This window comes from Anaerobacillus sp. QJM3NY_32 (genome assembly GCF_056173645.1).
Genome location: NZ_CM149684.1, coordinates 1,270,679 through 1,295,497 on the forward strand (window position 1 = coordinate 1,270,679; position 24,819 = coordinate 1,295,497).

Sequence of the window (24,819 nt, forward strand, 5' to 3'; positions counted from 1 at the left end):
TTGTCACATGCCTCGAATTTGTTCAAAGTCATTAAGTTCCGGAAAGGTAAGAGTGAAAGCTGTACCGCTCCCGGGCTCTGAATCGACCTCGATGGTAATCTTCAGATAGTCTGCAGCTTTTTTTACGAGATAAAGGCCTATTCCAGATGCTGCTGAATCATGATGATTGGAAGTCGACGTAAATCCTTTCTCAAAAATGCGAGGAAGATCACGATTCATAATCCCGCGTCCCTTGTCCTCAATGGTAAGGAAAGGTTTTTTTCCATTCCTGCCGCTTGTGATACGGATGTCACTGTTTTCGCTGTACTTAACAGCGTTTGTCAGTAGTTGACGAAGCATAAAGGAGAGCCACTTGGTGTCGCTAAGTATTTCACTGACAGGCAAGTCAAGATCAAAGCCAATTCGTCGCTGTTTGCACCATGTACGTAGTGGAGAAATTTCGTTGACCAGAATCTTTTGGAGGTCAACCCATTCGATATACAGATCATTTTCAATCGCTGGCATCCGCTTCTGGTGAAGCTGCTGATCAAGAAGAAAGTGGATGCGAAGCCATTCATATGTAAGCTGCTCATTTAGCTCTCGATCTTGGACGCGTTCAATCAGCAAATGAAGAGCTGTAAGCGGCGTTTTCACTTCATGAATCCAGGCGACAAGATCATCTTTCTCTACTTCGAGCTGGTGTTTCATATGATTGCTTTCGTTTCTAAGCTGCTCGATTTGATCTGTCGTGACATGCTCTACCACTTTTTCAAAAGGGGTGGTGGCCTGTGGAATACTTGTTAGATCATGGTTGTTATCCCGGTCTTCCAGCTCTTTGTAGAATTTCGTTTCCTTCACGAAACGTAATAGTAGAAAAAGAAAGAAGATGAGCAGGGTTAAAAAGACAGCATATAAAACAGACGTGAATGGGATTGTCGGATCAATCGATGCAATGAGAAGAAATACCCCTTCTATGAAAAGAGTGAAAGCAATCCAGCTACGGCGTTCCTTTAAAAATCTCCACATCATGATGTTTCCAAGGCCAAATAGCCCTGTCCTACTTTTGTTTGAATAGCGTCAGCAAGATCGATCTCCGCTAATTTTTTCCTTAGTCGGTTTACATTTACCGTGAGCGTATTGTCACTAACGAAACGCTGGTCGTCCCAAAGACGATTAATCAGTTCATCTCGGGTAACAATCTTGTTTTTACGTTCAATTAGCATAAGGAGAATGATCATTTCATTTTTTGTTAGCTCAATTGCCCTTTCGTTAAACGTCACCCGATTGCGCTCCGAATCAATGGTGGTACCGTTCCAGGTTTTAAGTGTATTCGTCTCAGTATTGTAATTGTATACGCGCCTGAGTATAGCCTGAATTTTTGCAACTAGAACATCAAAGTGGAAAGGCTTCTGGATAAAATCATCTGCCCCAAGGTTCATCGACATGACCATATCAGTTGGATGATCGCGAGAAGAGAGGAAGATGATCGGAACATTTGAATGATCACGAATCATTCTGCACCAGTGAAAGCCGTCAAACTTTGGGAGTTGTATATCAATAATTGTTAGGTCAGGTTTCACTGTAGAAAATGTTTGCATCACCTCACTAAAATCGCTAATGCCATAGACCTCATATGACCATTGCTCGAGGCGCTCTTTGATTTCGTGGAATAGGGATGTATCATCTTCAATTAATAGAATCTTAAACATTGAATCACCACACTTTGCTTCGTCATCTATGTCGATTATAGCAAATAAATGGTAAATAAAAATAATAGAAATGAAAATGATCGATTCGACAAAAAAGAACAAAAACCGGGTGGTGACAGGCACTCACGACTAGCGTATCCTTAAAAAGCATGAAAATAGGAATTGGGGGAGTACGATGAGTTGGTTCAATCGAAATAAGAATGACATTAAGTGGACAGAGCTTGATGAAGAAACACGTGAAGAGATGCTGGTATTTACGGGTAAAAGGGATAAAATTTATAAAAAGAAGTGGGAAAAGTTATCGACTAAGAAGTCACCTATTTCGTGGAACTGGGCAGCATTTTTCTTAAGCTTGTTTTGGTTTACATACCGTAAAATGAACGTATTTGGATACTTGTTCCTCGGTATTATCGTCATAGTGGACGTTTTATCGATTGTGTTTTTTAAGAAAGCACTACCCGGTTCAACGATAGCACCTGCTTATATTGTTTTGGCTCTGTTTGGAAATAAGCTCTATTTTGATTTTGCGTTAAGCAAAGTAAAGAAGCTGAAAGACCTTTATCCCGATCGTGATGAGCGTCTTGCCGTGATTAAAAAGCGTGGAGGCGTGAGCTGGTTATATGCGCTTCTATTTGTGGTCGTCATGATGATCTACGGTTTTGGAAGTGCGGCTCTAGAAGAGGAAGTTTACTATTCCTACATGGAACCTAAATTTACAGAAGCTGCTGAATTACAGGATTCAGGTAAATTAGATGAAGCGATGGGCATTTACAATGACATCGAAAATGACAACTTACCTGTGCCATCTATTCACTTTAACAAGGCGCTTCTATATGAAGAGCAAGGAGAATTTGAAAAAGCGTTAAGTGAGATGAATACATACATTGGATTAGAACCTGAGGATGAAGAAGCAATGGAAATTAAAGAAGAGATTGAGGCGAAAATGGAATAGAGGGAAGAGAGAGGGGTCAGGTGCGTACCTGACCCCCCTTCGCGTACATTTGTCTTTTTCATTTACATATTTCTCCTCTTTTAATCAATAATAAGAAAAAAACCGGATGATTAAAGGAGTGGGTATTATGGATGAAATAAACCAGCAAGTGTTACGAGAAGCCCATCAGGCATGCGGAGATATTGAAACCATTCGTCAGCAGTTGATAGATGCGAGGCAACGAGGAGAACTGGCGTTAGCGCAACGATTTGAAGAAGAATTAATTCGAGCAGAGCAAGTCGCCAGAGAGTGCCAGCGGAAGCTTCAACAAACTACAGCAGGAAGTCTTGAGGGGGAGCAAATTCTCCAGCAGATCACTCATGACTTAACGACGTGTGGTCAAACATTGCGTCAACAATAAGAATGAATAATCCATAGAAAAAGGGGCTGACATGAGAATGTCAGTCCCTTTTTGAGATTTTGCTACGGACGCTGCTCTAAATCCTTCGCCGTCTGACTCATTTGTACATCCTTTTCATTTTTTAATGTGCCAAACAGTACATCAACGAACGGAGTAGAAACACCGTACCAATAATTTTCGTTTTTATAATGATGCAAAATGTGCGTTTTCTTGATCCACTGCCCAAACCTTGTTTTGGGCTTAAACGGTCGATGGGCAATGTAATGTTTCCATTCGTAGACGAAGAACATAGCGAGCAATCCTGTGCTAAAGGAAAGTGAGAGCAGTAGAGATCCAGACAGGACATAGAAGATCAAACAAAGGAGCAGCAAATTCGGAAAGCTATACCAGATCGGTAGAAATAATAATTTGAGATCATTCGGCATTTTGTGATGGTCGTAGTGCAACCGTTTAATAAGCTTAAGAAGTAATGGATTGTTAGGTGTTTTAATGTGAAACAAAAAGCGGTGTGTGAGGTATTCACTAAACATATAGGTGACAATCCCAATGATTATAAACACTGGGACAAGGTGAGAGAGGGTCATTGTCAGTAAGAAGCCAAGAACGATGAGAAATAGGATAAACATGATCAAGATATCAAGGTGGAAGAAAAAATCACGATACAATCCTTTTGCTTTCAAGTTATATGCCCCCGTTCATTTTCGTTTTCCAGAGTTCCAGGCTCGTAGACATCATCTCTTTCGTCAGAGACTCTGCGTGATCAAGATCTCCTTTTAACGTAGCTTCGAGAAACTGCTCATAATAGTGCTTTGATGCTTGACGATGAGAAGGGTCTAGAAAGTACTTTTCAGCCATTTTGCCATAGATGTCTTGAAAACTATTAAGGATTAGAAGAAAGATGGGATTATGTGAGAGCTCAGCAATGTTTTTCTGTAGACTCCAATCAAAATTAGCGTATGATTTCGGATCGTCTGTTAGCTCTTCAAGTGGGATGAAAAGCGAAATGATTTGGAGTCTGTGATGAAGAAGAGCATCCCGGACATAAGCAGGTGTTAACGTAATACGTAGCTCGAGCATGTAAACGATAAACTCATCAGGTATATCTTCGTGGTGCTGGAGGATGTTCACGATCGTCATTAAATTGCCATGCTTCCAGTAATCATTTACAATCGCTGGCGCACCTTTACGAATCGTTATCCATCCATCACGCTCTAGTCTCTGTAAGGCTTCACGAATGGTAGGGCGACCTACTTGATAGTGGGTAGCGAGTTCTCGTTCAGGAGGGAGCGGATCGTTAGTCGCCCATTCTTGTTCTAAAATAGAGTGTATGAGCTGTTTAGTGATTTTTTCGGACGATCGTTCTTTCATTGAGTGTGATCACCTCGATTCTGGTAAGACCAGAGTTTTTGTTGGTAATACCATTATAATATAAGGGAAAGGGAATATGTGGGTTTTTGTTTGAAAATTCTGTTTTGTAATTAATGATAGAATACAAAAAAACTCTACAAATGAAATTTTTGTAGAGTTTATCAAAAGAGGTATTCGATAGAAAGGGAAGTTGTCAACTATTTTCCATTTGATAAGAGGCATACGCCCCTATATCCTTGAGAGTGTTTTCCCACTGTTCTTGATCAGCCAAATAAATATAAACGGGTTTCTTAGGGTCTTCTGTATATTCACTAATCCAAACGCCTTTTGATGAAGGGAGGAAGAAAATGATATTTTCTAGATAAATTTCTTCTTCAGGTGTCACGATGTTAAAGTTGGAGATGTTGAATAGAGTCCAGTCGAATTGTTTAAGGTCCTCTGTGAAACAGTTAAAACTAGTTTCTTCTGATGGTGTGAATTTAGATTTCTTTCTTACTTTATCTATTTTGTTAGGATTACTTAACAGATCAAATGATCGATCGCTAAGAGAAAACGGCTCTACTTTTTCATAGTTTTCGAATGTAATGCCGTAAAATGCTTTCATATGATCTGAAATCTCTTCGGAAGAGATCAGAGAAAACTCATGAATGATATCCCGATCAATAATATGGGAGAGCCATTCGTCTCCTTCATAATGATGGAGCATTAAAACAGCTTTTTGTGGAGCGTTTGAACAACGAATCATCCGTTTAGAAGCGACGTACTTCGTAAGAAAATCAGTTGTTTCTTTCGTAAGAGGATTTTCTCCTTTTGCCTCTCGTTCTTCATCCCACATTTGCTTTAAAATTAGTTGTTTACTAGTTGCTTCTAAAATAGCAATCCATTCTTTTTCAGACTTTTCACCGATTGCCGACTCCGCTATTCCTTTAGCAACACTTTGATGGCCAATCGCACTAACCATAAGGGCTAGCTCTTCTGTTGTGCAGGTTAGTAGGTGGTTCATTTATATACCTCCAATTTTTCATAAAAAGATGGCTTTTAAAGATCGGTAGATAACTTGATACACAATGATAGATAATATGATTTGAATTATCAAAGCTGACAATAGGTAGATTTTTCTTAGGAACCAATTATATTTTGCGGATTTTGAATACCAATAATAACCAGAACCGATCGTTATTTTCATAGAAAAATTCATTGCTTTATGAATTATATTACTAGGGTTTTGGACAAGGGTAGATAAGTAAAAATTCACCATAGTTCTTTCGAGTAATAGAATAGTGACCCCATACATAACTTGTATCCCTAATATATAGAATAATAAAATTCTGATAATTTCTATAAACTCATTCATTGTAAATCCCATTTTTTGCTCCATTTTTATTAATCAAATGATCAAGCTGTAACATATTAAACTGAATCTGCTTAGTGTTATAAGAATACTGCTTTCATCGATCTATATATAATTTGATAAATAACAATAGATAAAACCCCTTGAACAAAGAGTGCAATTGCAAAGAAGGTTTTTCTTAAAAACCAATTGTAATGTGCTACTTTTTTGTAAATAAAATAAGCAGAACCTGTTACTGACATGGATATAATATTTAATGTTTTCTCTAGAAAATTACTTGATTTTCTGTCTATATCAAAAACATATGTATTAATCATTATTCTTTCAAGTAAAAGAACACCCAGTCCAAACATAAATTGTATCCCTAATAGGTACAAGATTAATATTCTCGCTATTTCAATAAATTCTCTGATGGTAAATCCCAAAACGTTCACCTTCTTAAATATGTTTATTAATTAAACCAACTTGTAACAGATTTTCCAACTTTGTTTATCATACCATCAACACTTTCTCCTATCTCTTCTCCTAAATCTTTTATTTTATCACCATATTTCGAACTAACAATACCACCTACTAATCCGCCAATTGCACCTCCAACCACAATACCAACTGGTCCTCCAACGCTTCCAATAGTTGCACCGACCTTAGTGCCAACACCAATAGCAACAAAATCAGTGCCAAATCCGAAAAATGCTCTTCCAGCCTTTTCTGCAACACTCTTATTTGCATTTTCAGGAGCAGAAAATTCACCTAAATTAGATACTACAGAAATTCCTAAACCTACAATTGAAATCCCTTTAGCAGCTCCACTAAAGCCTTTTGCACTTGCAGTGTTTGCTAAAATATCTTTAGTCCCGGTTTTCATTCGATCTACGGTTCCTTTTAATAAATCTGACCCACTTAATTTATTAAAATTCTTAGGAAAGCCTGCAACATGCTTATAAAGGTGTGCTGGACTATCATATGAAGATACAAATTTATGCATCGGTTTCATGAATGGATTTGTAGGAGAAGAGGCTCTTGAAAAATCTAAGATTTTTTTTGCAAGAGGTGAACTATGGCCTCCTCTACTTGTCCAAGAGGGATCTGTTTTTACACTGAATTCATAGTTTCCTTTTATTCTATTCCAAATAGTTGGTTTGCTACCGAAATAATGAATATCTAATTTTCTTGATACTAAAAGTGTTGTTGCAGATGCTAAAGTTTGATAACCGACTAACAAGTTATCTCCAAAGCTCATTTGCTTATTGATGTAATCAAATGGAGACGTAAACATATTACCATAGCTTGCTAACTTTTGATTTGTTAGTTGGGATTGGAGACTATTGTAGCTTGATAAGTTATCTAACTGTTTGTCAGAATAACTATTGATGTTTATACTCCCGCCATTAAACATCTCCCGAACGTCTTCAATAAATGCTTTAATAGTATGCAAATCTTTCTCAACATTGTCTAATGCTTTCGTTTGAGCTTGATCGAATTTCATTAAATCTTCAACGGTTTGATCAGATTCTTTTAATGCTTTTAGGTATGTACTATGGAAACGATCATCATCTAACTTTGGAGCATAAATAATATCGCTTACGCCGCCAATAATTGCGTTTGTTTCAGTAACTAGTTGTGATGTATTGTTATTCGCTTTGTTCAATCCGTTGGTTAAATCATTTTCGATGAAGTCTTGTCTTATGAAACCTTTTTCGGAAGACTCAAGAGTCAGTTCAGCATCTTTTATTTGCGTAAGGGCATTTGAGTAACTCTCTAGAGCATAGGAAAAGGCTTCAAGAAGTAAAAAGTGGAAGTCTTGATAAAAAGAACGGACTGATTCACCACCCTTACCACCAAACGCATCATCTAAGTTAGCGAACTCTTTTATATTATCCATTAGACTTTGAAGTTGATCATTTTGAGTTGATAATGCTTTTTCTAAATGATTGATATCAGATTGAAAAGACTCAGCATCTAAGACTTTCATAAACTCATATGCCTCCTATCGCAATTTAATGGACGAAGATAGTTGTTGATCAGTATTTTCCATATCTGATAGAGCTTTGCGGACAGATTCATTATTTGCCACAAGAACTTCTTTGTAAGAGTTACCTATTTCAGTTAGGAGCTGGTTCAGTTGATTCATTCGATCAACAACGTCTAATCTATTTTCTGTTGCAAGGTTATGTGGTACTTCTGTTTTAAGGGAATGCAGTGTTTTTTCAATTCTTGAAATGGATTGTTCTACTTCACCATATTTGATTCGTATCTCTTTACTCATTGAACGGATGTCCTTTCTTTTTCTTCGTTTTTAAGCCGTAGTTTTTCGTGGGAAATACTTGATTCTACCATTCCTATTTCTATACGCAGTCTCGTTATTTTGTCTTCTAATGTTGATAGGACTGAATTAAGTTGAGAAATCGATATATCGTTATAAGCTTCTTTCTTGTCTTCACGGATATTCTTAAAAGAATCTGCTAACGTACCGTGCCAGGTGGAAGGGGTCAATTCAGGATCGTCAACCAGGTGTCGATTATGTATAAATTCATCCTGTATACTATCAAGCTTTCTAGTACATGTTTCCAATCGGGCTAACTGTTCCCTTTTTTCAGTTAGGTCTGATTGCAATTGAAATAAATAGGACATTTGCGCTATCCCCTTTGTATGGTTGATAAGAAAAATCATACTCAAGCAGTAGTATATGGTACCAAATGGAAGGGTTCTGGTAAATAGGTTGTTCTACCTGTTCGTGAGACTGACGTACGGGGTACTTGTACCTATACCCTGTTTTCACTTCTATTTAACCATATTTTTGTAAAAAATGGTAATAGTGTTACTAGGTGGTTTTTTATAGCTTCATAGAGTTTACGTAGCCTTCACTAACAGGTTTGATTATGAAAAGGAGTTAGATGTTAAATGGTTAGGGTGTTCGTTTATCGGGAAAGTACGGAGTAGACTCTGTTAAAGAATGTTCATACTTTTGCCATAACAAAAACGAGATTGGCGCTGTTATACTTAGGATAGAAGTCATGAATCAGTTCACCTAGAAAAGGAAAGAAGGAAAAATGATGAGCACAGAATCTGAATCTAAACTATTGTTTTCATTGAGCATTGTGCAGTTTATCCTATCTGCGTTAATACTTTTACTTCCGATTATGTATCTGATTACTCCTGAAGAGGAGAATTTACTACTATACGGTATTATGGGATTTGGCGTAATTAATTTACTTGCTGGTATTTCGAACCGAATCAAGGGACAGCAGCGTTCTGGTATGTTTTACTCCATCGCGGGAGTTGTACTGTTTGCGATTGGTGTAAGCATGTTGATGTTTTAATAGATTCTTATAGTAGACAGACCTATTCTCATGTGAGAGTAGGTCTGTTTTTGTATGGAGTAGGGAGTGCGTTTGGCTGCATCTTCTCATTCAGCGTAGGTGATTCGACAGGAAGTTACATAAAGCGGGTGGTGACAGGCACTCGTGGGTCTTATCTACTAAAAAAAGTATTTGAATATTTCGGAATATTATCTATAATCAAGGTAAAGGGTGGAAATATTTACAAGGGTATACAAGGGCGATTTGAAGGCATGTATTTCTTGCTTTTGAGGAGGTGATGAGAAAAGTGAATGGATACATAAAAGCCCCAGAATGTTTTGTCTTGGTGGACACATTCTGGGGCAGTTGTTGGCGTGGAAACCAACATTGATTTTAGTATACCCTGTATTCAAGCAGAGGGGAACCGTAATGGTGAATGCGAATGAATCTTATACCCGATTTAAAGGGACGGAAGGGAAAAGTAGGCATGGTCAATAACGAAGTAGAAATCTTAAATGACTATGAAATTAGTAAAACGACCAGGGCGATTGTAGTGGCGAAAGAGGTTGGGTTTAGTTCGAGAATTTATGATCGATGCGGTATCTATTTATCAACAACATCTCCAGTAGATTTAATTAGGCAGGCTTGTCTTGAAGCTGGGGTTACGTATGAAGGGCGAAGAAAGGCGGTTATCTATCATTTGAAGTACGAACAGCAGACGCCCATCATCGTTTCCAATTGGAATGCGATTTCGGTTTTTCCAACAGAGTCACCTGAAAGCATCGATTGCTGCTGGGTATTTTACCAGCATGTTAGAGGTGTGTATGCGATCACGAAGAGTACTACAATGATTTTGTTTCAGGATGGTTTTGAGCTCCTGGTTCCTGTCTCAAAGGGCAGACTACAAAAGCAAATGGAGCGAATGGGGCGCTGGATTAGTCATTATTCGAATAATCCGGTTTACTGTTGAGAGCGTTGGAGGGGTCAGGCACGTGCCTGACTCCTTCTTTCTGTTAAACTATAGAATAATAGGGTTTAATTGGAAGGTGGAAGGTGCATGGGCAAACCAGTAGTATCTGATAAAGAGATTTTAGCCTATTTAAGATTTAGAATTCCAGAAGAAAATCAGGTTGGTATCTTTTTCTTGGTTTTAATTATCATTGATTTCTTAGGATTCTTCCCTTACATGATCGGTCCGTTTTCAAGACCGTTCTTTATAGCTGCGCTAGTCCCAGCTATCGTTCTTAACCTGTGGATGATCGTCTATGTAGTCGCGCCTTATAAACTAGAAAAAGCATATTATCTTTTGGTAGGAGTTTTTTCGATTGTTAGTGCTTATTTGTATTGGTTAGGTAGCGAAAAGATCATTTATATTAATCTAGGCGTTGAGGGATACTCTGCTTTTATTGTTGGGTTGTTTATTCTGATTCTACTCATCACGTTCTTTTATTTCTATACACGTTATCAAATTCGGAAAGGAAAATATACGCGTAGCAAACAGGATCGGCAGCATCGAAGTGGTTTTGGCATCTTGGTGACGGTAGTGTTTATTTTAGGCTTTTCTCAGTTGGGGAAAATCATAAACACTTCGAAAGTGATGGATATGTACGTTAGTATAGGGATGCTTTGTTTGCTGTCGTTCTTTATGTTAATTATGATCGGGAGTTTTCATCAATATCGCTTTATTCATAACCACCTACCAACCGTTCGAAAGCTTTATCCTGACTTTGGTAAACGGAAGAAAGATAGAAAAGTATATCATCACTATAGTATAGCTGTTATAAAAGATGATGAATTAACAGAAGAAGAGATGAAAACGATGACGGATGAAATAGGTGAATTTATTTCTTTTCTTCCAATGAAAAAGGTGGCAGTGGATGGTTTTGATTAGGATGGTTTGCTTGATGTGTTTCCTGGAGGAGATTGTGATCCTTTATGTATTGCAGTGATGAAAGTTAATCAGGAACGCCTTGATGAAGCTATAAAGAAAATGGTGAGAACGAAGCGTTGGAAGTATTTCTTCAAAGGTATTCCTGAGGAAGAGTATGAAAAAGTGGAGGATGTCCTTCACTTTGACCCGAAAGAGGCAGTTCTTCAATCAGGGAATCTATCAGAAGTGAGAGCTTTTCTGCAGAAAAAAATGAGATAGAAGTACGTACCAACCACATTACCAATTACTTGAAGGATTGAAACAAGTAAAACGAGAAGTAGTTAGTGTGATAGATCATGGTGTTGGAGGTGGAGGTAGATGGAAGATACAGTGTTCTGGATTATGATCGGCGGTGGTTTACTGTCCCTCATTGCCTGGGGATGGTATTATGGGTCACTCGGAAAACGAATTGCGAAGGAAGAAGAAAAGGCAGGACGAGATCTCACGTATGAAATCAATCCGTTTACGGGGAGTTCGCACGGTGTTGATTCGAAGAAGAAGCAGGATTGTAAATAAGGTGATACTCTGCTAAGTGCTTGGAGATTTTGGTTTGGTGATCAGTTTGTTCTTGATCCTCACTTATATTGAATTCCTGAAAAAGAAGGCGGGATTAAGTAGGAAATACAGATGGACGAGAGCGATGGGATCGATGATGTTTTTTACTTGTCTCACCATCTATTCGTATCTGAAATAGGCAGAAGGAGTGAAAAAGCTGCGTTGTAGCGCAGCTTTTTTCTGTCGATTATTTTCATGTGGAAAGGGTGAACGAATAGTGGATTTGAAGCTAGCATTGGAAAAATTGAATTTGAACGATAGGCAAGGAGATCTTGATCACCTTATTAATAATATGCTTCAGCAAATCGGTAGTACAGATCCTGTTTTAAGAGATGAACTCATTTATACGACGTTTGGCAAACTGGTTATGATGGATTTCTTAAATGAAGAACAATTGACTCATCTATTGAACGTTTGTCTTGATCAAGATCACCTTTTTTATGAAATGGGAGAGCGAGAGACAGACTCGGTTTTCACACGTTCTTTCTCGGCTTTGGTGGTTGCACTTGTAGTCGAAAAAGATCGCTCAAATCGTTTCCTTAAGAAAGAACAAATCGAAGCTTCGATAGAAGGAATTATACGTTATTTACAAGCAGAGCAGGATACGCGCGGGTTTGTAGCGTTAAAGGGGTGGGCGCATAGTATTGCTCACGGAGCAGATGCTCTTGCGGAATTAATCAGACATCCGTTTTTTGATAGGGAGAAAACGGTTGAATGTCTTGATGCGATTCAAGAGTGCCTTTTCAAAGAAGGTACATATGTGGACGATGAGGACGAACGGCTTTTGTTTGCGATCGAAGCGCTTTTGGAGAAGGGAATGAAGGAGGAGTGGCTGAGTAATTGGGTGACGTCACTTAGTGACAATCTTGAATCCCTTTTTGAAGTGGAAAGGTATAGTGTGGCATTCTTTCATAAGAAGGGGAACGTCTTAAGTTTCCTGAAAAGCTGTTATTTTAGGCTGTTGATCAGGGATACGTGTTCTGATGCGAGGAGTGTAATTGAAGACGTCGTGGAGAAATGGACGAGGAAGATTTATTTAGGAGATTGAGCGTGGTACATAAGAAGCGGTGTTACAACGATCTAAGCGTTATGGAATAAACCCTTAGAAAGGAGTAGTCTCAGTACCAAAATTATTACCAGGAAAGCTAGTCTTGTTTGTACTAGGAGTATTTGTTGTTCAGATCATAGTTTTTGTATGAATCAACACTTGGGAGGTAAAAGAATGATGGGAATCGTATTAACGATAGTACTGTTTATTGTCAGTCTGTTTATTCTATATGTCGTCATCGAATCAGCCGTTAGAAGAGGGATTAATAGTTCCGTTATTGGGAAGTATCTCGAGGAAAAGCATGGAATGAAAGAAGAGGATAAACCTTCTTTTTTAGATCATGATCTGGATAGTGATGAGTGAGAGTTCGTTCAGAAAGTAGAAGTAAGCAAAACAATAGCACAAAGGAAAAAGGAGGTGTTTCTCTCGATGAGAAACATCTCCTTTCTACTTAATGCTTAAATTTCAATAATCTGAGTGCATTTAAGATAACGATTAAGGCTGCGCCGGTATCGCTTAATACAGCAATCCAAAGTGTGAGCCAGCCAGGGAAGATGAGGGCAAGCGCGATCACTTTAATAATGATCGAGAACCAGATGTTTTGTTTAATAATTCTTAATGCTTTTTGGCTTAACTTCATTGTATGTGGAAGTTGATCAAGGTTATCAGCCATAAGAATAATATCGGCTGTCTCCATCGCTGTGTCAGTTCCAGCGCCACCCATCGCAATGCCTAGGTCGGCAGTTGCAAGTGCAGGAGCGTCATTGATGCCATCTCCAACCATAGCTACCTTGTACCCTTCTTGTTGTAGCTTCTTAATGGCGGTTACTTTATCTTCAGGAAATAGCTCCGCAAAATAACGATTCACATTTGCTTCTGAAGCAATTGTTTTGGCCGTTCCTTCATTATCTCCTGTTAGCATGACCGTTTGTTTGATGCCGTTTTGTTGTAATGCGTGTAAAGCCACGGCAGATGTATTTCGGATTGTATCAGAGACGGCAATCGTTCCAAGAATTCCTTGGTGTGTGCCGATAATGACGACGGTTTTACCGTTACGCTGCATTTCTTGTACATCTTTTTCTATTATTGTTAAAGGAACAGATAGTTCATCGAATAATTTTGGATTCCCAGCGTAATAGATCGTGCCATTGATTGTGGCTTGAACGCCTTTACCAACGATGTTTCGAAACAGCTCACCATGCTGTGGTTGTATGCCTTTATTGTTTGCATATTCTACAATCGATTTTGCAATCGGGTGAGTGGAATGATTTTCTAATGTTAAGGCAATGGATAGTAATTCTTGTTCTGATCCGTTTGACGCCTTAATGTCAGATACTTTCGGTTTACCTTCTGTTAATGTTCCTGTTTTATCAAATGCAACAGCGGTGATCGCACCTGCTTTTTCTAAAAACGTACCGCCTTTAATTAACACGCCATTCTTAGCAGCATTTCCAATTGCTGACACGATCGCAACAGGTGTTGAAATAACGAGTGCACATGGACAAGCGATAACTAGTAATTCAAGCCCTCGATAAAACCATTCTCCCCATGTTCCAATGCTGAGTAATGGTGGTAAAACCATTACGACTAGGGCGAGCACGAACACGATCGGTGTATAAATCGCTGCGAATTTATCGATAAAGGCTTCCGTCGGCGCTTTCTGTTCCTGTGCTTCTTCAACGAGATGAATAATTTTGGCGATCGTCGTATCGTCAGCTAACTTTGTAACTTTAATCTCAAGAGAGCCGTGTTCATTAATGGATCCAGCATAGACGGTATCGCCGATTCCTTTATCAACAGGAATTGATTCACCTGTAATCGGAGCCTGATTAACGCTCGATTCTCCTTGAATGATTTCTCCGTCCAATGGTAGTTTATCACCTGGTTTAACGACGATAGTTTCACCAACAGTAATACGCTCTACAGGTTTCTTCACCATTTCTGAACCAGCTTTAACCCAGGCTTCTGGAGGAGCTAGATCCATCAAGTTACGAATCGAATTTCTTGTTTGTTCAATGGATTTTGTTTGCAGGTAGTTTCCGATAGCAAACAGCCAAACCACGACAGCCCCTTCAAGCCATTCTCCGATTAACGCAGCTCCAATCGCAGCGGCAGACATGAGAACGTTCATGTCGAGTGAGCGACTTTTGATTGCATAGAAGGCACTTCTAACAGGTTTAATTCCACTGATCACAATCGCAATGGCGTATAAAATGATTGAGACGATTGAAGGGATGATCGTAAAGGAACTTATGAACCCTAGCGCTATTAAACTACTAGAAACGATCACTGAAGCATTTTCATTCTTCTTCTTAGGTTGTATTGGTTTTTTAGTATCTGGAACCGCTTTAAATCCAATTTTGGAAACTTCTTTCATAATGCTTTCCTCATGAGTAGAAGCGTCAATCTTCATTTTTCCCGTGGAAAAATTAACGCTCACATCTTTAACGGTTGGCAAGGTGTTAAGGTGATTTTCGATACTTTTGGCACAGCTGCCGCAGTCCATTCCTTCAATATGAAAAGTTCTATAATCCTTTTTCTGATTGATCGGTTCAACGGAATACCCGAGTTTTTTGATCTCTGCCTCAACCTGAGTAAAGGCATCTACAGAACTTGCGGCTACTTGCAGTTTTGCTGTACTGTAATTGACCTTTACCTCAGTTAAATTCTTTAATTTACTTAACGTTTTTTCAATGGTTTTTGCACATGCAGGGCAATCCATTCCATGAACTTGATAAGTCTTTTTCTCCTCAGAAGTATCGGTGGAATGAGCGTCTGTTTTCTCTAGATTCTGTTGTTCGCTACTGCAACAGCTTGTTTTTTCTGACTTGGTGTCTTCAGTTACATCAGTGTTACTACTGGAACACTGATCCGCTTCTTGCTTGTATTCATTTTGAAGAGCAGAACTGCAGCAGCTTGCTTTTTCGATAGAAGAATCACTGCTACATTCGTTTTTTTCTTCATTTTTATTGTTACAACATTTATCTGCCAAAGAAAGTCCTCCTAATCAACGTGACGTTCACAGCAAGCTACATCATTTTCAACATCATCTAGTATGAGATCGAACATCGTGAGTAGATCTCGAATTTGTTGGTTTCTTAAACTGTAGTAGCAATACTTTCCTTCATTTCGACCTACTATAATCCCGCAACCTTTCAAACAAGCAAGATGCTGTGAAATATTTGACTGGTTTCCATTTACTTCTTGAACAATCTCAGAAACGGTTTTTTCAACATCCTTTATGCTCTCAAGAATTTGAATTCGTGTTTTATTAGAAAACCCGTGAATTAGCTTTACTTTCATATCAATATCAACAGTTTGCATATGTGCCCTCCTGACATATTAGTAAAAACGAATATGTATGTTCTCTATCATATTAGCAATCTCTAATGTGTGTGTCAAACTAGTGTGAATTTTTTCGAAGTTAGACAGTGAAGGTGCAATAGGTGATATCTATATGAAATAAGAGATTGAGATATTTGTATGATTTTGGAATAATTAAAAATGGAAGTCATTGCGAGGTAAAATGACATTTCATAAAAAGATGATAGTGTGAAGGAGTCATATGACCGATGAGGTTGCTTACATCAAAAAAGGTGGCAGAGTTTGAACTTATTCAACAGGCTTTAATCAATGAAGGCTTACCAAAGTTATCAGATGACGCAAGAATCAAGAGGTTAGGAGAAGGTGCCTGGCACTGTGCGTATTTGCTTGAGCGGGAGCGGCTTGTTCTTCGCATACCGAAGAAAATAGCTTACGAGCGAGAGGTGATTTTCAATCGTAAGGAGTTAATAGCGGAGTATGCTGCGACAAAAGCTTTTTACGCGCACGCCAATAAAGCAAAGAACGACATTTGCCCTAACTATTTTAAGTACAGCGTTAATGAAGAATTAACGTACACGCTTGAAACTTATGTAGGAAAATCAATTGATCTTAGCACTCAGACGATAGAAGATGGGAAAAGATATGGAAGAGAGCTAGGAGAGGTCTATCTTGCTCTTGAATCGTTTACTCCACCATTTAAGGGGATTGGATATTTGTATCTTGACGAAAAAGAAGAATTAACAGGCGCGTATGATCTAACTGTAAGTGAATTTCTACTTGAAGAAACAGAAGAGTATCGGGAAGAGTTACATACGCTGCTTGTAAGTCCATACAATTTTGATAAAGAGAAAGTGAAGGAGTTTGGGGAATCGTTTATTTCTAATCGCTCGATTGATCGCGAATCTATTATTCTCACAAATCAAGATGCTTCACCAGAGAATCTCATTTTCACGAAAAGTGGCGTTAAAATGATCGATCCTTATCCTCTTCTAGCTACTGGAACGTCACTTGCAGCTAATTATGTTTTCAACTATGAGACGTTATTTCCTACGTTTTATAACACAGAAAGGTATCGGAAAGGGAATTACCATCAATATGTTTCAAAGCTAATTGCGAATGCAGAAGGGTTTAGGGAAGGGTATATCAGTCGCTTGGAGCAGAAGCATGAAGCCCTACATGTTGAGGTGTTTTTAAAACTTCTGACGATGGCGCATGATCATTTTCTTTTGCTGCAGAAAGAATCTCTCACTCGTGAAGAAGTAATCCGTTATGGGACGAAGGGGCAAGTGGAAGAACGTTTCATGGTTTATTTGAAGGAGCTTGAGAAATATCCATACTTATAGGTGAGTTATTAAAAAGAGTTCGGACGATTCATCGGATGAACCGTCTGAACTCTTTGATAGAGTGGTTATTTCGATTTCTCTTCGTTCTCATCCATGTTCCATGAATATCCCGATTTTCCCATATAGTAGAGAAAACCAGCAGACGATAGGATCGTTAGAATCGCAATGATTAGTCCGATGAAGAGCCCTCCTTTGAATAATGGTCCTTAATTTCTTTGTGCAATAATCGAGTTTGCGATTTCTACCATATCTTCCTTCGTGAATGGAGATTCTTCCCCTGATGGCGTGAATCCAGTCACTTTGTATAGAGCATTTTCGTTTTTACTTAGCCACGTGATCGTTAAGAGGTGACCATCTTCAGCTTCTGAGTATGTGCCATTAACATCTTGATCAAGTTCCTCGTTCGTTTCCCCTATAGAGGTATCGATTCCCTTTTGGTTCTTGATCATAACGTTTAGTCGTTTGTCATCTTCTCCATAATAAAAATCCATTCCATATGGCTCTAATTCCGTTTCAGCTACAGCCTCTACATCATTGACTTCTAATGGGATTTTCTCCATATTGGGTACGGTAATTTCACTTCTAAAATCTTCAGGAAGTTTCTCCATTTCAGTCTTAACCTCAGGATAATTCTCTTGCAGGGAGTCTAAATGATTTTCAGTAGACGCTTTCTCTTGTCCACCACAGGCTGCGAGGATAAGTATTAATCCGAATAGAACTGATGCTAATTTCAATTTCATATGTATCCCTCCTATTCTGTACTACGAAATAGGCTAGGAAAAGTTTCGGGTGTAATGACATTTGATAGGTTTAATGGTATTGAATTGGGATTTTCATAAATAGAAGAAAAGATCTCTTCACTACAAAAACCTCGCTCATCTTTTCATGATAGCGAGGTTTTTTAGTACACATTAGTCTCTTATTCTTTTAAGCCAATAAACGCTCATAAATAACTTCTTTCGTCTCTAAATCGATAGCATCTACTTTAATTTTCACTACCTGGTTATCATCATTCTTCTTAGCACCCCAGAGACGTATGTAGTTGTTACTATTATGATCCAGGAAATTCACCTGAACGGTTCTAACATCCCCGATTTCTACTTGTTTGTCCTCAATCCAACACTCTTGAAAGACCATTGTTTCTTGGGGTTGGCTTAATAGGTAGTCATGCATGAACTTTTCAAACTCAGGAAAATTCATCTTTTGATCTTCAATACAAACCTTGTTAAATTCATCGCGATCCGTAATATGGTAATTTGCTTTTGATTCGTTATTCATTGTAATTCCTCCTCGTAAACACGGTTGATAGATAGTTATTTCCCCGAAAAAGATCTAGGTAAAACATCGAGAAAAGGAAAGATTCTGATCGGTTGGGAGGAAAAGTTTACAACCATCTTTGCGAATGTAGGGTGGTGAAATAATAGTGATTTGAAATTTTGGAAAAGAAGGGATTGTGAAATTGTCAGCGAATGTATGAAAAGCTAATTGAAAGAGGTGAATGGCGTGCATATAAAAGTGATGAAAAAAATTATATACGTTAGTGAAAAATAAAAAGAAGGAATGATGGAGTTGACTATACGTTATCAAGTGATTGACCGATTTCCAACCAGCGACGAATATGTACGGTTGTGTTTATCAGTCGGTTGGAATAATATGAATTTTTCTGTAGCGGAAAAGGCGGTTCGTCAATCTATTTATGCGACGGCGGTATCTTATGGAGATGAAGTTATTGGCATGGCACGTATCGTTGGTGATGAGGCGATGTATTTTTATATTCAGGATTTCGTCGTTCACCCTCTGCATCAGGGAAAGGGAGTAGGGAAAATGTTAATGAACCAGCTTTTCTCCTATTTGAAGGAACATGCTCCTACGCAAGCCTTCATCGGTCTTTTTGCAACAGAGGAGGGAAGTCACTTATATAAGCAGTTTGGCTTTAAACCACCAAGTGATATGAATGGAATGTTTCGCTTAACCCCAATTGAATCATAATGCGCCTAGACGGTGGCGGTGTCTTCGATAAGAGGATATCGTCACTTTTTAATGGTAATATTTGAAACTTTATAGGGGTTCCACACGTAAATAAACAAAAGGGAGGAATGAAAATGACAGCATTTATTGTAATATTACTTGTTATTGCATTTATCGCATCTGGCTTTTCAAAATCGTCGTCGACGCGACGTTCTCCAGGTGGAACGGATCATTCAAGCTATTATAGTGGTGGGCATCAAAGCTCAGGATGCGATAGCTTCGGTGGAGATGGTGGGGGATGCGGTGGTGGTGAGTAATCAGGAAGAATAGTTGTTGAGGTGAGAGTATGTTGAAAGGAATCAAAAGTATATTGGCGATCATAACGCTAGCTTTAGCGGTAGCTGCTTTCGTGAAGGGTAGTGTTGCAATCCTTGCCCCTATGCTCCTTTTTCAGGGACTTTTTATAGCCGTTTTAGGGATTGAAGAGCGTGGAGAAAGGCGAAGAAAGAAAGCTGGAGTGATTTTTTTAGTGTCAGCTCTGATCATTCTGACTTCTGTTTATATCTTTTAATGATGTGCGAAAAGGTCAAAAGGAGGGATTGTCATGAGTTCTCATTTTCGTGTAAAGCCTAGTAAAGTTAGTTCCATGATCGGAATGATTGCTGGCTTTATTTTTGTAATTATCGGTATTGCATTTGTTTCGCAAATAGGCGCATTCGGTATTGTTTGGACTGTGTTTGCGATCCTTATCACGGGATACCATGCCCTGAATGTTTTTAGTAAAAATGGTGTTTCAACGTATCAAGCTGATGTTGATCGTGACGATGATAAGGGTGCGGCTTCCGATCAAGACTACGAGTCGAAAATACGTCAACTTCATCGTTTGAAGGAAGATCACATCATTACGGACGAAGAGTACCAAAAAAAGAAAGCAGAACTCTTGAATCGTAAGTGGTAGAATAAGAGTAGCGAATTAAATACATAAGAGACATGAAGGTTGCTTGCCATGTTGAAAGGAGCACCATGTGAAGACAGAGATCATAAAGTTAACGAAACCAACTGCTCAATTTGTTGAAGTCTTGAATCGGTGGGAAAATGATCGAGAATTGATTCCGCTGATTCGCCCGAATAAAAGCAGGGAGGAATTAGAGCGGCGCGAGACGATCACTCTTGAGGGAGTGAGGGAGCGTCTTACGTATCAGCAGATATTCCAGATCTTTGTGAATCATGAGATGATCGGAGAAATGAATTACATGGTGGACCCTCCGCACCTTTTCAAGCAAGAACCAGGAACGGCGTGGATTGGCATTACGATTGGCGAACCTGAAGGAAGAGGCAAAGGAATTGGATATGAAGCGATCCAACATTTAGAAGAGCAAATTTATCAGCAGGGTTTTAATCGGATTGAATTAGGCGTGTTTGAGTTCAATACTAATGCGCAAAAGCTCTACCGAAAGCTTGGATACGAAGAGATTGGCAGGTTAGAAGATTTCACCTACTGGCAAGGAAAAATGTGGTCAGATATTCGAATGGAAAAGTATTTATAAGAAAGCGCCGATCAATTAGTGGTCGGCGCATTTTTTGATTACGGCGGGCCCAGGTACGTATCTGACCCCGTTCTGCTTATAATATAACCACACCAATGATGATAAACGCTATAGAAAGAAATTTCCTTCTTGTAGCTTTTTCGTTGAATAAGATGAGACCGGCAATGGTTGTGCCGGCGATAGAGCCGCCGGACCAGATCGCGTAGGCTAGTCCGATTTCAATAGATTGCACAGAAAGGGTGAGAAAGTAGATGCATAGCCCGAATAAAACAAATGAGGCGATGCCTGGAATTTTACGGGTGAATCCAGCTGATAGCTTTACGGCAATACTGCCTATAATGGAAAAGGCGAGAGCTAAAATTAAAAAAATCATATCGTTTCCTCCCCTTTTTCTCTATAGCGAGACTTTGTATTTAAGCCAACGATGCCAATCAGAATGAGGAAAATAGCGAGAAATTTTGAGAATGACGTAGACTCTTGAAAGAGGAGGATTCCAGCTACGGCTATAATCACCGTACCTCCCCCAGACCAAAGTGCGTTAATGATACCCAATTCGTGCTCTTTCGTTAAAAAAATATAAAAGAGGATTGCGATAGCATAACTCAAGATCACGATTAAGCTTGGTCCCCACTGGGTAAATCCATTACTGTATTTCATGAATGTCGCCCCGATCACTTCAAATACAATAGCGATACTAAGCCAAGTATAAGCGCTTTTCATTGTTATCCCCCAGTTCTTGATCATATTCTAATTCTAGAATAACGTGTGATCGAGGAGAGTGGGTAATATAAATAAATGATGGATCGATAACTTCAGGTTATAATATAGGGGAGAATCATATGAAAGAGGAGAGTGTTTATCTTGCTTCCGAAGTTAGCCTACTTTATTAAAATTGCTGACGAGAGAAGTTTCACTCGCGCAGCAAAAGCTTTATTTGTTTCCCAGCCGGCTCTCAGTAAACAGATGAAGAAGCTTGAAGAGGAGCTTGGTTTTTCTCTTTTTAACCGATCAATTAAAGGAGTAGAGCTGACTTCAAAAGGTCAAGCTTTTTACGAAGATATTAAACCGCTGTTTACGCAGATTAATCAGACGGTCGATCGCTATAAGAAATTTGATCAGATACGATTTGGCTCGACACCGATCTTAAGCACCTATTTTTTGCCTGGATACTATGAGCAGCTTCAGTATTCGAATGTTCATGTTACGGCTATTCGAGAAGATAGTTTGGATTTGGTGCCGCTGTTAGAATCTCATGAAATTGATGCGGCGATTGTTCAGAATACCTCAGCGATTGAAGGGATGTATTCAACATTTTTATTTTCTGAACCTTTTGTTGCGGCTGTACCGGTTTCTCTTTCATTAGCGAATAAGAAAGAAGTGACCCTAGAAGAATGTTTCCGGTATACACAAATCATCCCTCCTACCGGCTATCTTTCTGAGCAGGTAAGAGGGCTATTGAATGACCATTTATTTGAGGGAGACGTGTTAGAAACGCACTATCTCGGGATGGGGGGACTTGTGTCGCTTGGAATTGGGATTGCCTATCTTCCGAAAATGATGGGAGAGGCGATTGAACAGAAAGGAGTTGTTTTTCTGCCTATAAAAGGAGAGGCGCTTAGTAGAGATATGCATCTTCATACGAACAGCCCGGCTCTTCTTTCTCTTTTATCAACATCATTTGAACGGCGTTAACGTTCGAGTGGCAATGAAATGGTAACAACGGTTCCTTCGCCAACAGAACTATTAAACAGAATGGTCCCCTTGTGTTCGTGAATGATTTTATAACAGACGACTAGTCCAAGGCCAGTACCAGTATCTTTATTCGAAAAGAATGGCTCACCAAGTCGGTCTAATCGTTCTTTCGGAATGCCTACGCCTTTATCAGCAATTTTGATGATCAGGTGCGTATCGGAGTTGCACGTCGTGATAGAGAGTTGCCCTCCATCTGGCATCGATTCAATACCGTTTTTGATAATGTTCATAAGGACCTGGGTCATTTGATTTTTCTCACAGCGCATCATGAGGGATGGCATATGGAAAGTCGTCTTCACATCGACATTGTTTAATAAAAGCTCTGGCTCCATGAGTGAGACGACGTTACGGGTTAGCGTCATAATATCAGTTTGTTGGTACGTAACGGCCTGTGGTCGCGCGAGTGATAGGAATTCATTGATGATTGATTCAATCCGATCCATTTCAGATAACATCAGATGCAATATATCATTATGGATCCGATCTTTGTACAGCTGAATAAATCCTTTTACCGATGTTAATGGATTGCGAACTTCATGAGCGACAGCTGCTGCTAGCTGTCCGATTGCAGAGAGCTTTTCTGAACGAAGGAGAAGCTCTTCTGTTCTCTTACGATCGCGTATATCTCTTGTAATAGCGGACATTGCCATGATGTTCCCCTCATGGTCTTTAATCGGTGAATAGGTAATGCTTACGTCGATTAGCGTTCCATCCTTTTTCTTCCTTACCGTTTCGAAATCCACAACACCGTCACCGTCAGTAACAGCTTCTATGATCTGATCAGCCTCTTCTTTATTGTCATCAGGGTAGATGTCATAAAGATGACTTGTCATGTTCTCATCTTTATAGCCGTAAAGTCGCTGGAAAGCGGGATTTACTTTAATGATTTCTTTATCAAGGTTACTAACCGATATAGCATCAGCATTATTTGTGAAAATGGAGGCAATAAGCTCCTGTGTTTCAACAAGTTCCTTTTCCACCTCTCTGCGTGCTGAAATATCCCTTCCAATAGCGATTAGATATTTCCGATCACCATCAGCGTTGTACGTTGGGGCTTTAATAATTTCAAATGTGCCAGTCTCTCCATTAGCTAGTTCAAGCTCATATTCGTATTCCACCTTTTTTTCTTCTTCCCAGGCAATCCAATCTGTTTTTGCATTGTTCTTAAGTAGATGGTGAGCATCAACGCTTCTGCATTTTAACTCATCACACGTTTTTCCTTTGTATGCTCCCTCTTCGATCCCAAATATTAATTTCGCATACGCATTCATTTCAAGAATTCTTCCTTGTTTATCTTTAAAAATAATGAATTCAGGTATGGAGTCAATGAGCGAGCGCAATTGTTCTGCTTGATCAATTGTATCGAACTGAGCATTTTTGAACTCAGTGATATCTTTTACGATTTTATAAGCACCGCGGAAGTGTCCATTTGTATGAATGGGAATGGTTTTGATCATAAGGTGAACCTTATTGCGGTAAATGTCATACGCCTCAATTTCGTAAGAGCGTTGATCTCCATATAAGGCTAATTCGAAATGTCTACCGATCTTAGAAATCGCTTCCTCATTTACCACATGTGTAGGTGCTTTGATCAGGTCTTCCAATGAATAGCCAAGCATTCTGTGAAGGGCTTGATTGATTAGGGTTAGCTTTAAGTGTTGATCAACAAAAGCAATCCCATCAGGGTTTTCATCAATTAATGAGTGAAACCGCTGTTCAAGCTCTTCGGTAGGAATGCTTTCATTGTTATCTGAAGGTTCACCGGTAACTTCCTTGTAGAGAGCCTCTTTATCCTCAACAATGACAAGTGTCACATGGTTCGAATCTATTGGAGAGAAACGAATCGCTTCCTTCGTAAAAGGGAGAGGGAGTTCAATAAATTTTCCCGGCTCCATTGTAAAAGCTCGATCGAGGTGTGCTTGGATTTGGTTCTGTTCGATTGATAAAATACTTTCAATGCACTGTATGGATTCTGCTTTTTCATAAGAGGAGAATCTTGAAATCGCATACTCATTACGATGGACGATGCCCCCGTTCCGATCAAGAACCACGAGGGGCAGAGGAATGGCATCGTAATGGGCGTAATAGGAAGCAGTATTCATAAATGTAACCCTCCAGATCTCGTAAACTATTTTACTATTATAACAAATGAAAAGGGGAGGGGGGTCAGGTACGTACCTGACCCCCTCTCCTTTATTAAAATGTTATCAAATCCACATTGCTGTTTATCACATAACACTGTATGATACATAGTATATATAGTGTATGACACACAGTAAGAAGGTTGGTGAGGG

Annotated in this window: 32 protein-coding genes; 16 read left to right on the plus strand and 16 right to left on the minus strand. The window is 39.1% G+C overall.

Features of this window, described 5'->3' with window-relative positions; all coding sequences use genetic code 11:
• Positions 1-3 precede the first annotated feature (3 nt).
• Positions 4-1,008 carry an ATP-binding protein gene (locus tag AC0VYH_RS06855; protein WP_475373538.1) on the minus strand — a complete coding sequence of 335 codons (1,005 nt, stop codon included), beginning with the start codon at positions 1,006-1,008 and terminating at the stop codon, positions 4-6.
• Positions 1,005-1,688 (minus strand): response regulator, encoded by a 684-nt coding sequence (locus tag AC0VYH_RS06860; protein WP_475373539.1) that lies wholly within the window; start codon positions 1,686-1,688, stop codon positions 1,005-1,007. The genes AC0VYH_RS06855 and AC0VYH_RS06860 overlap by 4 nt, the downstream gene beginning before the upstream one ends.
• Before the next feature lie 175 nt (positions 1,689-1,863).
• Here AC0VYH_RS06860 and AC0VYH_RS06865 point away from each other — a divergent pair, with 175 nt between their 5' ends.
• Positions 1,864-2,640, plus strand: a complete 777-nt coding sequence (locus AC0VYH_RS06865) for a DUF2628 domain-containing protein (RefSeq protein WP_475373540.1) — start codon at positions 1,864-1,866, stop codon at positions 2,638-2,640.
• 127 nt (positions 2,641-2,767) lie between these two features.
• Positions 2,768-3,040 carry a hypothetical protein gene (locus AC0VYH_RS06870; protein ID WP_475368712.1) on the plus strand — a complete coding sequence of 91 codons (273 nt, stop codon included), beginning with the start codon at positions 2,768-2,770 and terminating at the stop codon, positions 3,038-3,040.
• A gap of 62 nt (positions 3,041-3,102) precedes the next feature.
• Here AC0VYH_RS06870 and AC0VYH_RS06875 read toward each other — a convergent pair whose 3' ends face one another.
• The 7 genes from AC0VYH_RS06875 to AC0VYH_RS06905 all read right to left on the minus strand — a co-directional run bounded on the left by AC0VYH_RS06875 (position 3,103) and on the right by AC0VYH_RS06905 (position 8,390).
• On the minus strand, positions 3,103-3,720 hold the full coding sequence (locus tag AC0VYH_RS06875) for a sterol desaturase family protein (RefSeq protein ID WP_475368713.1): 618 nt from the start codon (positions 3,718-3,720) through the stop codon (positions 3,103-3,105).
• Between the two features lies 1 nt (position 3,721).
• Positions 3,722-4,408: a GntR family transcriptional regulator gene (locus tag AC0VYH_RS06880; protein ID WP_475368714.1), complete on the minus strand. Its 687-nt coding sequence runs from the start codon at positions 4,406-4,408 to the stop codon at positions 3,722-3,724.
• 193 nt (positions 4,409-4,601) lie between these two features.
• Positions 4,602-5,411, minus strand: a complete 810-nt coding sequence (locus AC0VYH_RS06885) for a hypothetical protein (RefSeq protein WP_475368715.1) — start codon at positions 5,409-5,411, stop codon at positions 4,602-4,604.
• 428 nt (positions 5,412-5,839) lie between these two features.
• Complete coding sequence (locus AC0VYH_RS06890; RefSeq protein ID WP_283152571.1) at positions 5,840-6,184, minus strand: hypothetical protein; 345 nt, start codon at positions 6,182-6,184, stop codon at positions 5,840-5,842.
• Positions 6,185-6,210: 26 nt separating this feature from the next.
• Positions 6,211-7,731, minus strand: coding sequence for a T7SS effector LXG polymorphic toxin (locus AC0VYH_RS06895; protein WP_475368716.1), 1,521 nt, complete (start codon positions 7,729-7,731; stop codon positions 6,211-6,213).
• Positions 7,732-7,746: 15 nt separating this feature from the next.
• Entirely contained in the window at positions 7,747-8,025 is a 279-nt protein-coding gene (locus AC0VYH_RS06900; protein WP_283152569.1) for a DUF5344 family protein, read from the minus strand.
• Entirely contained in the window at positions 8,022-8,390 is a 369-nt protein-coding gene (locus AC0VYH_RS06905) for a YwqH-like family protein (RefSeq protein ID WP_475368717.1), read from the minus strand. The genes AC0VYH_RS06900 and AC0VYH_RS06905 overlap by 4 nt, the downstream gene beginning before the upstream one ends.
• 422 nt (positions 8,391-8,812) lie before the next feature.
• Here AC0VYH_RS06905 and AC0VYH_RS06910 point away from each other — a divergent pair, with 422 nt between their 5' ends.
• The 7 genes from AC0VYH_RS06910 (at position 8,813) to AC0VYH_RS06940 (ending at position 12,954) form a co-directional block, all read left to right on the plus strand.
• Positions 8,813-9,079 carry a hypothetical protein gene (locus AC0VYH_RS06910; protein ID WP_475373541.1) on the plus strand — a complete coding sequence of 89 codons (267 nt, stop codon included), beginning with the start codon at positions 8,813-8,815 and terminating at the stop codon, positions 9,077-9,079.
• A 421-nt stretch (positions 9,080-9,500) separates the two neighbouring features.
• Positions 9,501-10,028 (plus strand): competence protein ComK, encoded by a 528-nt coding sequence (locus AC0VYH_RS06915; protein WP_475373542.1) that lies wholly within the window; start codon positions 9,501-9,503, stop codon positions 10,026-10,028.
• Between the two features lie 87 nt (positions 10,029-10,115).
• Positions 10,116-10,949: a hypothetical protein gene (locus AC0VYH_RS06920; protein WP_475373543.1), complete on the plus strand. Its 834-nt coding sequence runs from the start codon at positions 10,116-10,118 to the stop codon at positions 10,947-10,949.
• A 15-nt stretch (positions 10,950-10,964) separates the two neighbouring features.
• Entirely contained in the window at positions 10,965-11,207 is a 243-nt protein-coding gene (locus tag AC0VYH_RS06925; RefSeq protein ID WP_475373544.1) for a hypothetical protein, read from the plus strand.
• A 99-nt stretch (positions 11,208-11,306) separates the two neighbouring features.
• The gene (locus AC0VYH_RS06930; protein WP_430241217.1) at positions 11,307-11,504 is read left to right on the plus strand and encodes a hypothetical protein; all 198 of its coding nucleotides are present in this window, start codon (positions 11,307-11,309) and stop codon (positions 11,502-11,504) included.
• A gap of 256 nt (positions 11,505-11,760) precedes the next feature.
• Positions 11,761-12,591: a DUF2785 domain-containing protein gene (locus tag AC0VYH_RS06935; protein ID WP_475368720.1), complete on the plus strand. Its 831-nt coding sequence runs from the start codon at positions 11,761-11,763 to the stop codon at positions 12,589-12,591.
• 174 nt (positions 12,592-12,765) lie between these two features.
• On the plus strand, positions 12,766-12,954 hold the full coding sequence (locus tag AC0VYH_RS06940) for a hypothetical protein (RefSeq protein WP_475373545.1): 189 nt from the start codon (positions 12,766-12,768) through the stop codon (positions 12,952-12,954).
• An 88-nt stretch (positions 12,955-13,042) separates the two neighbouring features.
• Here the strand turns inward: AC0VYH_RS06940 and AC0VYH_RS06945 are convergent, their stop codons facing one another.
• Together AC0VYH_RS06945 and AC0VYH_RS06950 are read right to left on the minus strand one after the other, a co-directional pair.
• The gene (locus AC0VYH_RS06945; RefSeq protein ID WP_475373546.1) at positions 13,043-15,583 is read right to left on the minus strand and encodes a heavy metal translocating P-type ATPase; all 2,541 of its coding nucleotides are present in this window, start codon (positions 15,581-15,583) and stop codon (positions 13,043-13,045) included.
• Positions 15,584-15,594: 11 nt separating this feature from the next.
• Complete coding sequence (locus AC0VYH_RS06950; RefSeq protein ID WP_283152558.1) at positions 15,595-15,915, minus strand: ArsR/SmtB family transcription factor; 321 nt, start codon at positions 15,913-15,915, stop codon at positions 15,595-15,597.
• A 248-nt stretch (positions 15,916-16,163) separates the two neighbouring features.
• Here AC0VYH_RS06950 and AC0VYH_RS06955 point away from each other — a divergent pair, with 248 nt between their 5' ends.
• The gene (locus tag AC0VYH_RS06955) at positions 16,164-17,258 is read left to right on the plus strand and encodes a hypothetical protein (protein WP_475373547.1); all 1,095 of its coding nucleotides are present in this window, start codon (positions 16,164-16,166) and stop codon (positions 17,256-17,258) included.
• A 206-nt stretch (positions 17,259-17,464) separates the two neighbouring features.
• On the opposite strand, the gene AC0VYH_RS06960 is transcribed toward AC0VYH_RS06955, so the two are convergent.
• Positions 17,465-17,998, minus strand: a complete 534-nt coding sequence (locus AC0VYH_RS06960; RefSeq protein ID WP_475373548.1) for a hypothetical protein — start codon at positions 17,996-17,998, stop codon at positions 17,465-17,467.
• A 187-nt stretch (positions 17,999-18,185) separates the two neighbouring features.
• Positions 18,186-18,536 (minus strand): hypothetical protein, encoded by a 351-nt coding sequence (locus AC0VYH_RS06965; RefSeq protein WP_430241231.1) that lies wholly within the window; start codon positions 18,534-18,536, stop codon positions 18,186-18,188.
• 291 nt (positions 18,537-18,827) lie between these two features.
• On the opposite strand from AC0VYH_RS06965, the gene AC0VYH_RS06970 reads away from it, so the two are divergent.
• The 5 genes from AC0VYH_RS06970 (at position 18,828) to AC0VYH_RS06990 (ending at position 20,773) form a co-directional block, all read left to right on the plus strand.
• The gene (locus tag AC0VYH_RS06970) at positions 18,828-19,247 is read left to right on the plus strand and encodes a GNAT family N-acetyltransferase (RefSeq protein ID WP_475373549.1); all 420 of its coding nucleotides are present in this window, start codon (positions 18,828-18,830) and stop codon (positions 19,245-19,247) included.
• A 113-nt stretch (positions 19,248-19,360) separates the two neighbouring features.
• A complete protein-coding gene (locus AC0VYH_RS06975; protein ID WP_194220888.1) occupies positions 19,361-19,543 on the plus strand; it encodes a hypothetical protein in 183 nt (60 codons plus the stop codon).
• Between the two features lie 29 nt (positions 19,544-19,572).
• Entirely contained in the window at positions 19,573-19,797 is a 225-nt protein-coding gene (locus AC0VYH_RS06980; protein ID WP_475373550.1) for a hypothetical protein, read from the plus strand.
• Positions 19,798-19,830: 33 nt separating this feature from the next.
• Entirely contained in the window at positions 19,831-20,184 is a 354-nt protein-coding gene (locus AC0VYH_RS06985; RefSeq protein ID WP_430241237.1) for an SHOCT domain-containing protein, read from the plus strand.
• Positions 20,185-20,251: 67 nt separating this feature from the next.
• The gene (locus AC0VYH_RS06990; protein WP_475373551.1) at positions 20,252-20,773 is read left to right on the plus strand and encodes a GNAT family N-acetyltransferase; all 522 of its coding nucleotides are present in this window, start codon (positions 20,252-20,254) and stop codon (positions 20,771-20,773) included.
• A gap of 76 nt (positions 20,774-20,849) precedes the next feature.
• Here the strand turns inward: AC0VYH_RS06990 and AC0VYH_RS06995 are convergent, their stop codons facing one another.
• Together AC0VYH_RS06995 and AC0VYH_RS07000 are read right to left on the minus strand one after the other, a co-directional pair.
• Entirely contained in the window at positions 20,850-21,146 is a 297-nt protein-coding gene (locus tag AC0VYH_RS06995; protein ID WP_475366979.1) for a DMT family transporter, read from the minus strand.
• Positions 21,143-21,493: a DMT family transporter gene (locus AC0VYH_RS07000; protein ID WP_475373552.1), complete on the minus strand. Its 351-nt coding sequence runs from the start codon at positions 21,491-21,493 to the stop codon at positions 21,143-21,145. The genes AC0VYH_RS06995 and AC0VYH_RS07000 overlap by 4 nt, the downstream gene beginning before the upstream one ends.
• A gap of 141 nt (positions 21,494-21,634) precedes the next feature.
• Here AC0VYH_RS07000 and AC0VYH_RS07005 point away from each other — a divergent pair, with 141 nt between their 5' ends.
• Positions 21,635-22,465: a LysR family transcriptional regulator gene (locus AC0VYH_RS07005; protein WP_475373553.1), complete on the plus strand. Its 831-nt coding sequence runs from the start codon at positions 21,635-21,637 to the stop codon at positions 22,463-22,465.
• Here the strand turns inward: AC0VYH_RS07005 and AC0VYH_RS07010 are convergent.
• Positions 22,462-24,627 carry a PAS domain S-box protein gene (locus tag AC0VYH_RS07010; protein ID WP_475373554.1) on the minus strand — a complete coding sequence of 722 codons (2,166 nt, stop codon included), beginning with the start codon at positions 24,625-24,627 and terminating at the stop codon, positions 22,462-22,464. The two genes, AC0VYH_RS07005 and AC0VYH_RS07010, sit on opposite strands and share 4 nt — an antisense overlap.
• Positions 24,628-24,819: the final 192 nt, after the last annotated feature.

What these genes read in the sequence shown, in the direction of transcription:
- AC0VYH_RS06860 (WP_475373539.1), bottom strand. Translation starts at nt 1,688, where the DNA reads ATGTTTAAGATTCTATTAATTGAAGATGATACATCCCTATTCCACGAA.
- AC0VYH_RS06980 (WP_475373550.1), top strand. Translation starts at nt 19,573, where the DNA reads ATGTTGAAAGGAATCAAAAGTATATTGGCGATCATAACGCTAGCTTTA.
- AC0VYH_RS06920 (WP_475373543.1), top strand. Translation starts at nt 10,116, where the DNA reads ATGGGCAAACCAGTAGTATCTGATAAAGAGATTTTAGCCTATTTAAGA.
- AC0VYH_RS06900 (WP_283152569.1), bottom strand. Translation starts at nt 8,025, where the DNA reads ATGAGTAAAGAGATACGAATCAAATATGGTGAAGTAGAACAATCCATT.
- AC0VYH_RS07000 (WP_475373552.1), bottom strand. Translation starts at nt 21,493, where the DNA reads ATGAAAAGCGCTTATACTTGGCTTAGTATCGCTATTGTATTTGAAGTG.
- AC0VYH_RS06960 (WP_475373548.1), bottom strand. Translation starts at nt 17,998, where the DNA reads ATGAAATTGAAATTAGCATCAGTTCTATTCGGATTAATACTTATCCTC.
- AC0VYH_RS06910 (WP_475373541.1), top strand. Translation starts at nt 8,813, where the DNA reads ATGAGCACAGAATCTGAATCTAAACTATTGTTTTCATTGAGCATTGTG.
- AC0VYH_RS06905 (WP_475368717.1), bottom strand. Translation starts at nt 8,390, where the DNA reads ATGTCCTATTTATTTCAATTGCAATCAGACCTAACTGAAAAAAGGGAA.
- AC0VYH_RS06940 (WP_475373545.1), top strand. Translation starts at nt 12,766, where the DNA reads ATGATGGGAATCGTATTAACGATAGTACTGTTTATTGTCAGTCTGTTT.
- AC0VYH_RS06930 (WP_430241217.1), top strand. Translation starts at nt 11,307, where the DNA reads ATGGAAGATACAGTGTTCTGGATTATGATCGGCGGTGGTTTACTGTCC.
- AC0VYH_RS06865 (WP_475373540.1), top strand. Translation starts at nt 1,864, where the DNA reads ATGAGTTGGTTCAATCGAAATAAGAATGACATTAAGTGGACAGAGCTT.
- AC0VYH_RS06995 (WP_475366979.1), bottom strand. Translation starts at nt 21,146, where the DNA reads ATGATTTTTTTAATTTTAGCTCTCGCCTTTTCCATTATAGGCAGTATT.
- AC0VYH_RS06985 (WP_430241237.1), top strand. Translation starts at nt 19,831, where the DNA reads ATGAGTTCTCATTTTCGTGTAAAGCCTAGTAAAGTTAGTTCCATGATC.
- AC0VYH_RS06975 (WP_194220888.1), top strand. Translation starts at nt 19,361, where the DNA reads ATGACAGCATTTATTGTAATATTACTTGTTATTGCATTTATCGCATCT.
- AC0VYH_RS07010 (WP_475373554.1), bottom strand. Translation starts at nt 24,627, where the DNA reads ATGAATACTGCTTCCTATTACGCCCATTACGATGCCATTCCTCTGCCC.
- AC0VYH_RS06885 (WP_475368715.1), bottom strand. Translation starts at nt 5,411, where the DNA reads ATGAACCACCTACTAACCTGCACAACAGAAGAGCTAGCCCTTATGGTT.
- AC0VYH_RS06915 (WP_475373542.1), top strand. Translation starts at nt 9,501, where the DNA reads ATGAATCTTATACCCGATTTAAAGGGACGGAAGGGAAAAGTAGGCATG.
- AC0VYH_RS06950 (WP_283152558.1), bottom strand. Translation starts at nt 15,915, where the DNA reads ATGCAAACTGTTGATATTGATATGAAAGTAAAGCTAATTCACGGGTTT.
- AC0VYH_RS06895 (WP_475368716.1), bottom strand. Translation starts at nt 7,731, where the DNA reads ATGAAAGTCTTAGATGCTGAGTCTTTTCAATCTGATATCAATCATTTA.
- AC0VYH_RS06965 (WP_430241231.1), bottom strand. Translation starts at nt 18,536, where the DNA reads ATGAATAACGAATCAAAAGCAAATTACCATATTACGGATCGCGATGAA.
- AC0VYH_RS06880 (WP_475368714.1), bottom strand. Translation starts at nt 4,408, where the DNA reads ATGAAAGAACGATCGTCCGAAAAAATCACTAAACAGCTCATACACTCT.
- AC0VYH_RS06855 (WP_475373538.1), bottom strand. Translation starts at nt 1,008, where the DNA reads ATGATGTGGAGATTTTTAAAGGAACGCCGTAGCTGGATTGCTTTCACT.
- AC0VYH_RS06870 (WP_475368712.1), top strand. Translation starts at nt 2,768, where the DNA reads ATGGATGAAATAAACCAGCAAGTGTTACGAGAAGCCCATCAGGCATGC.
- AC0VYH_RS06955 (WP_475373547.1), top strand. Translation starts at nt 16,164, where the DNA reads ATGAGGTTGCTTACATCAAAAAAGGTGGCAGAGTTTGAACTTATTCAA.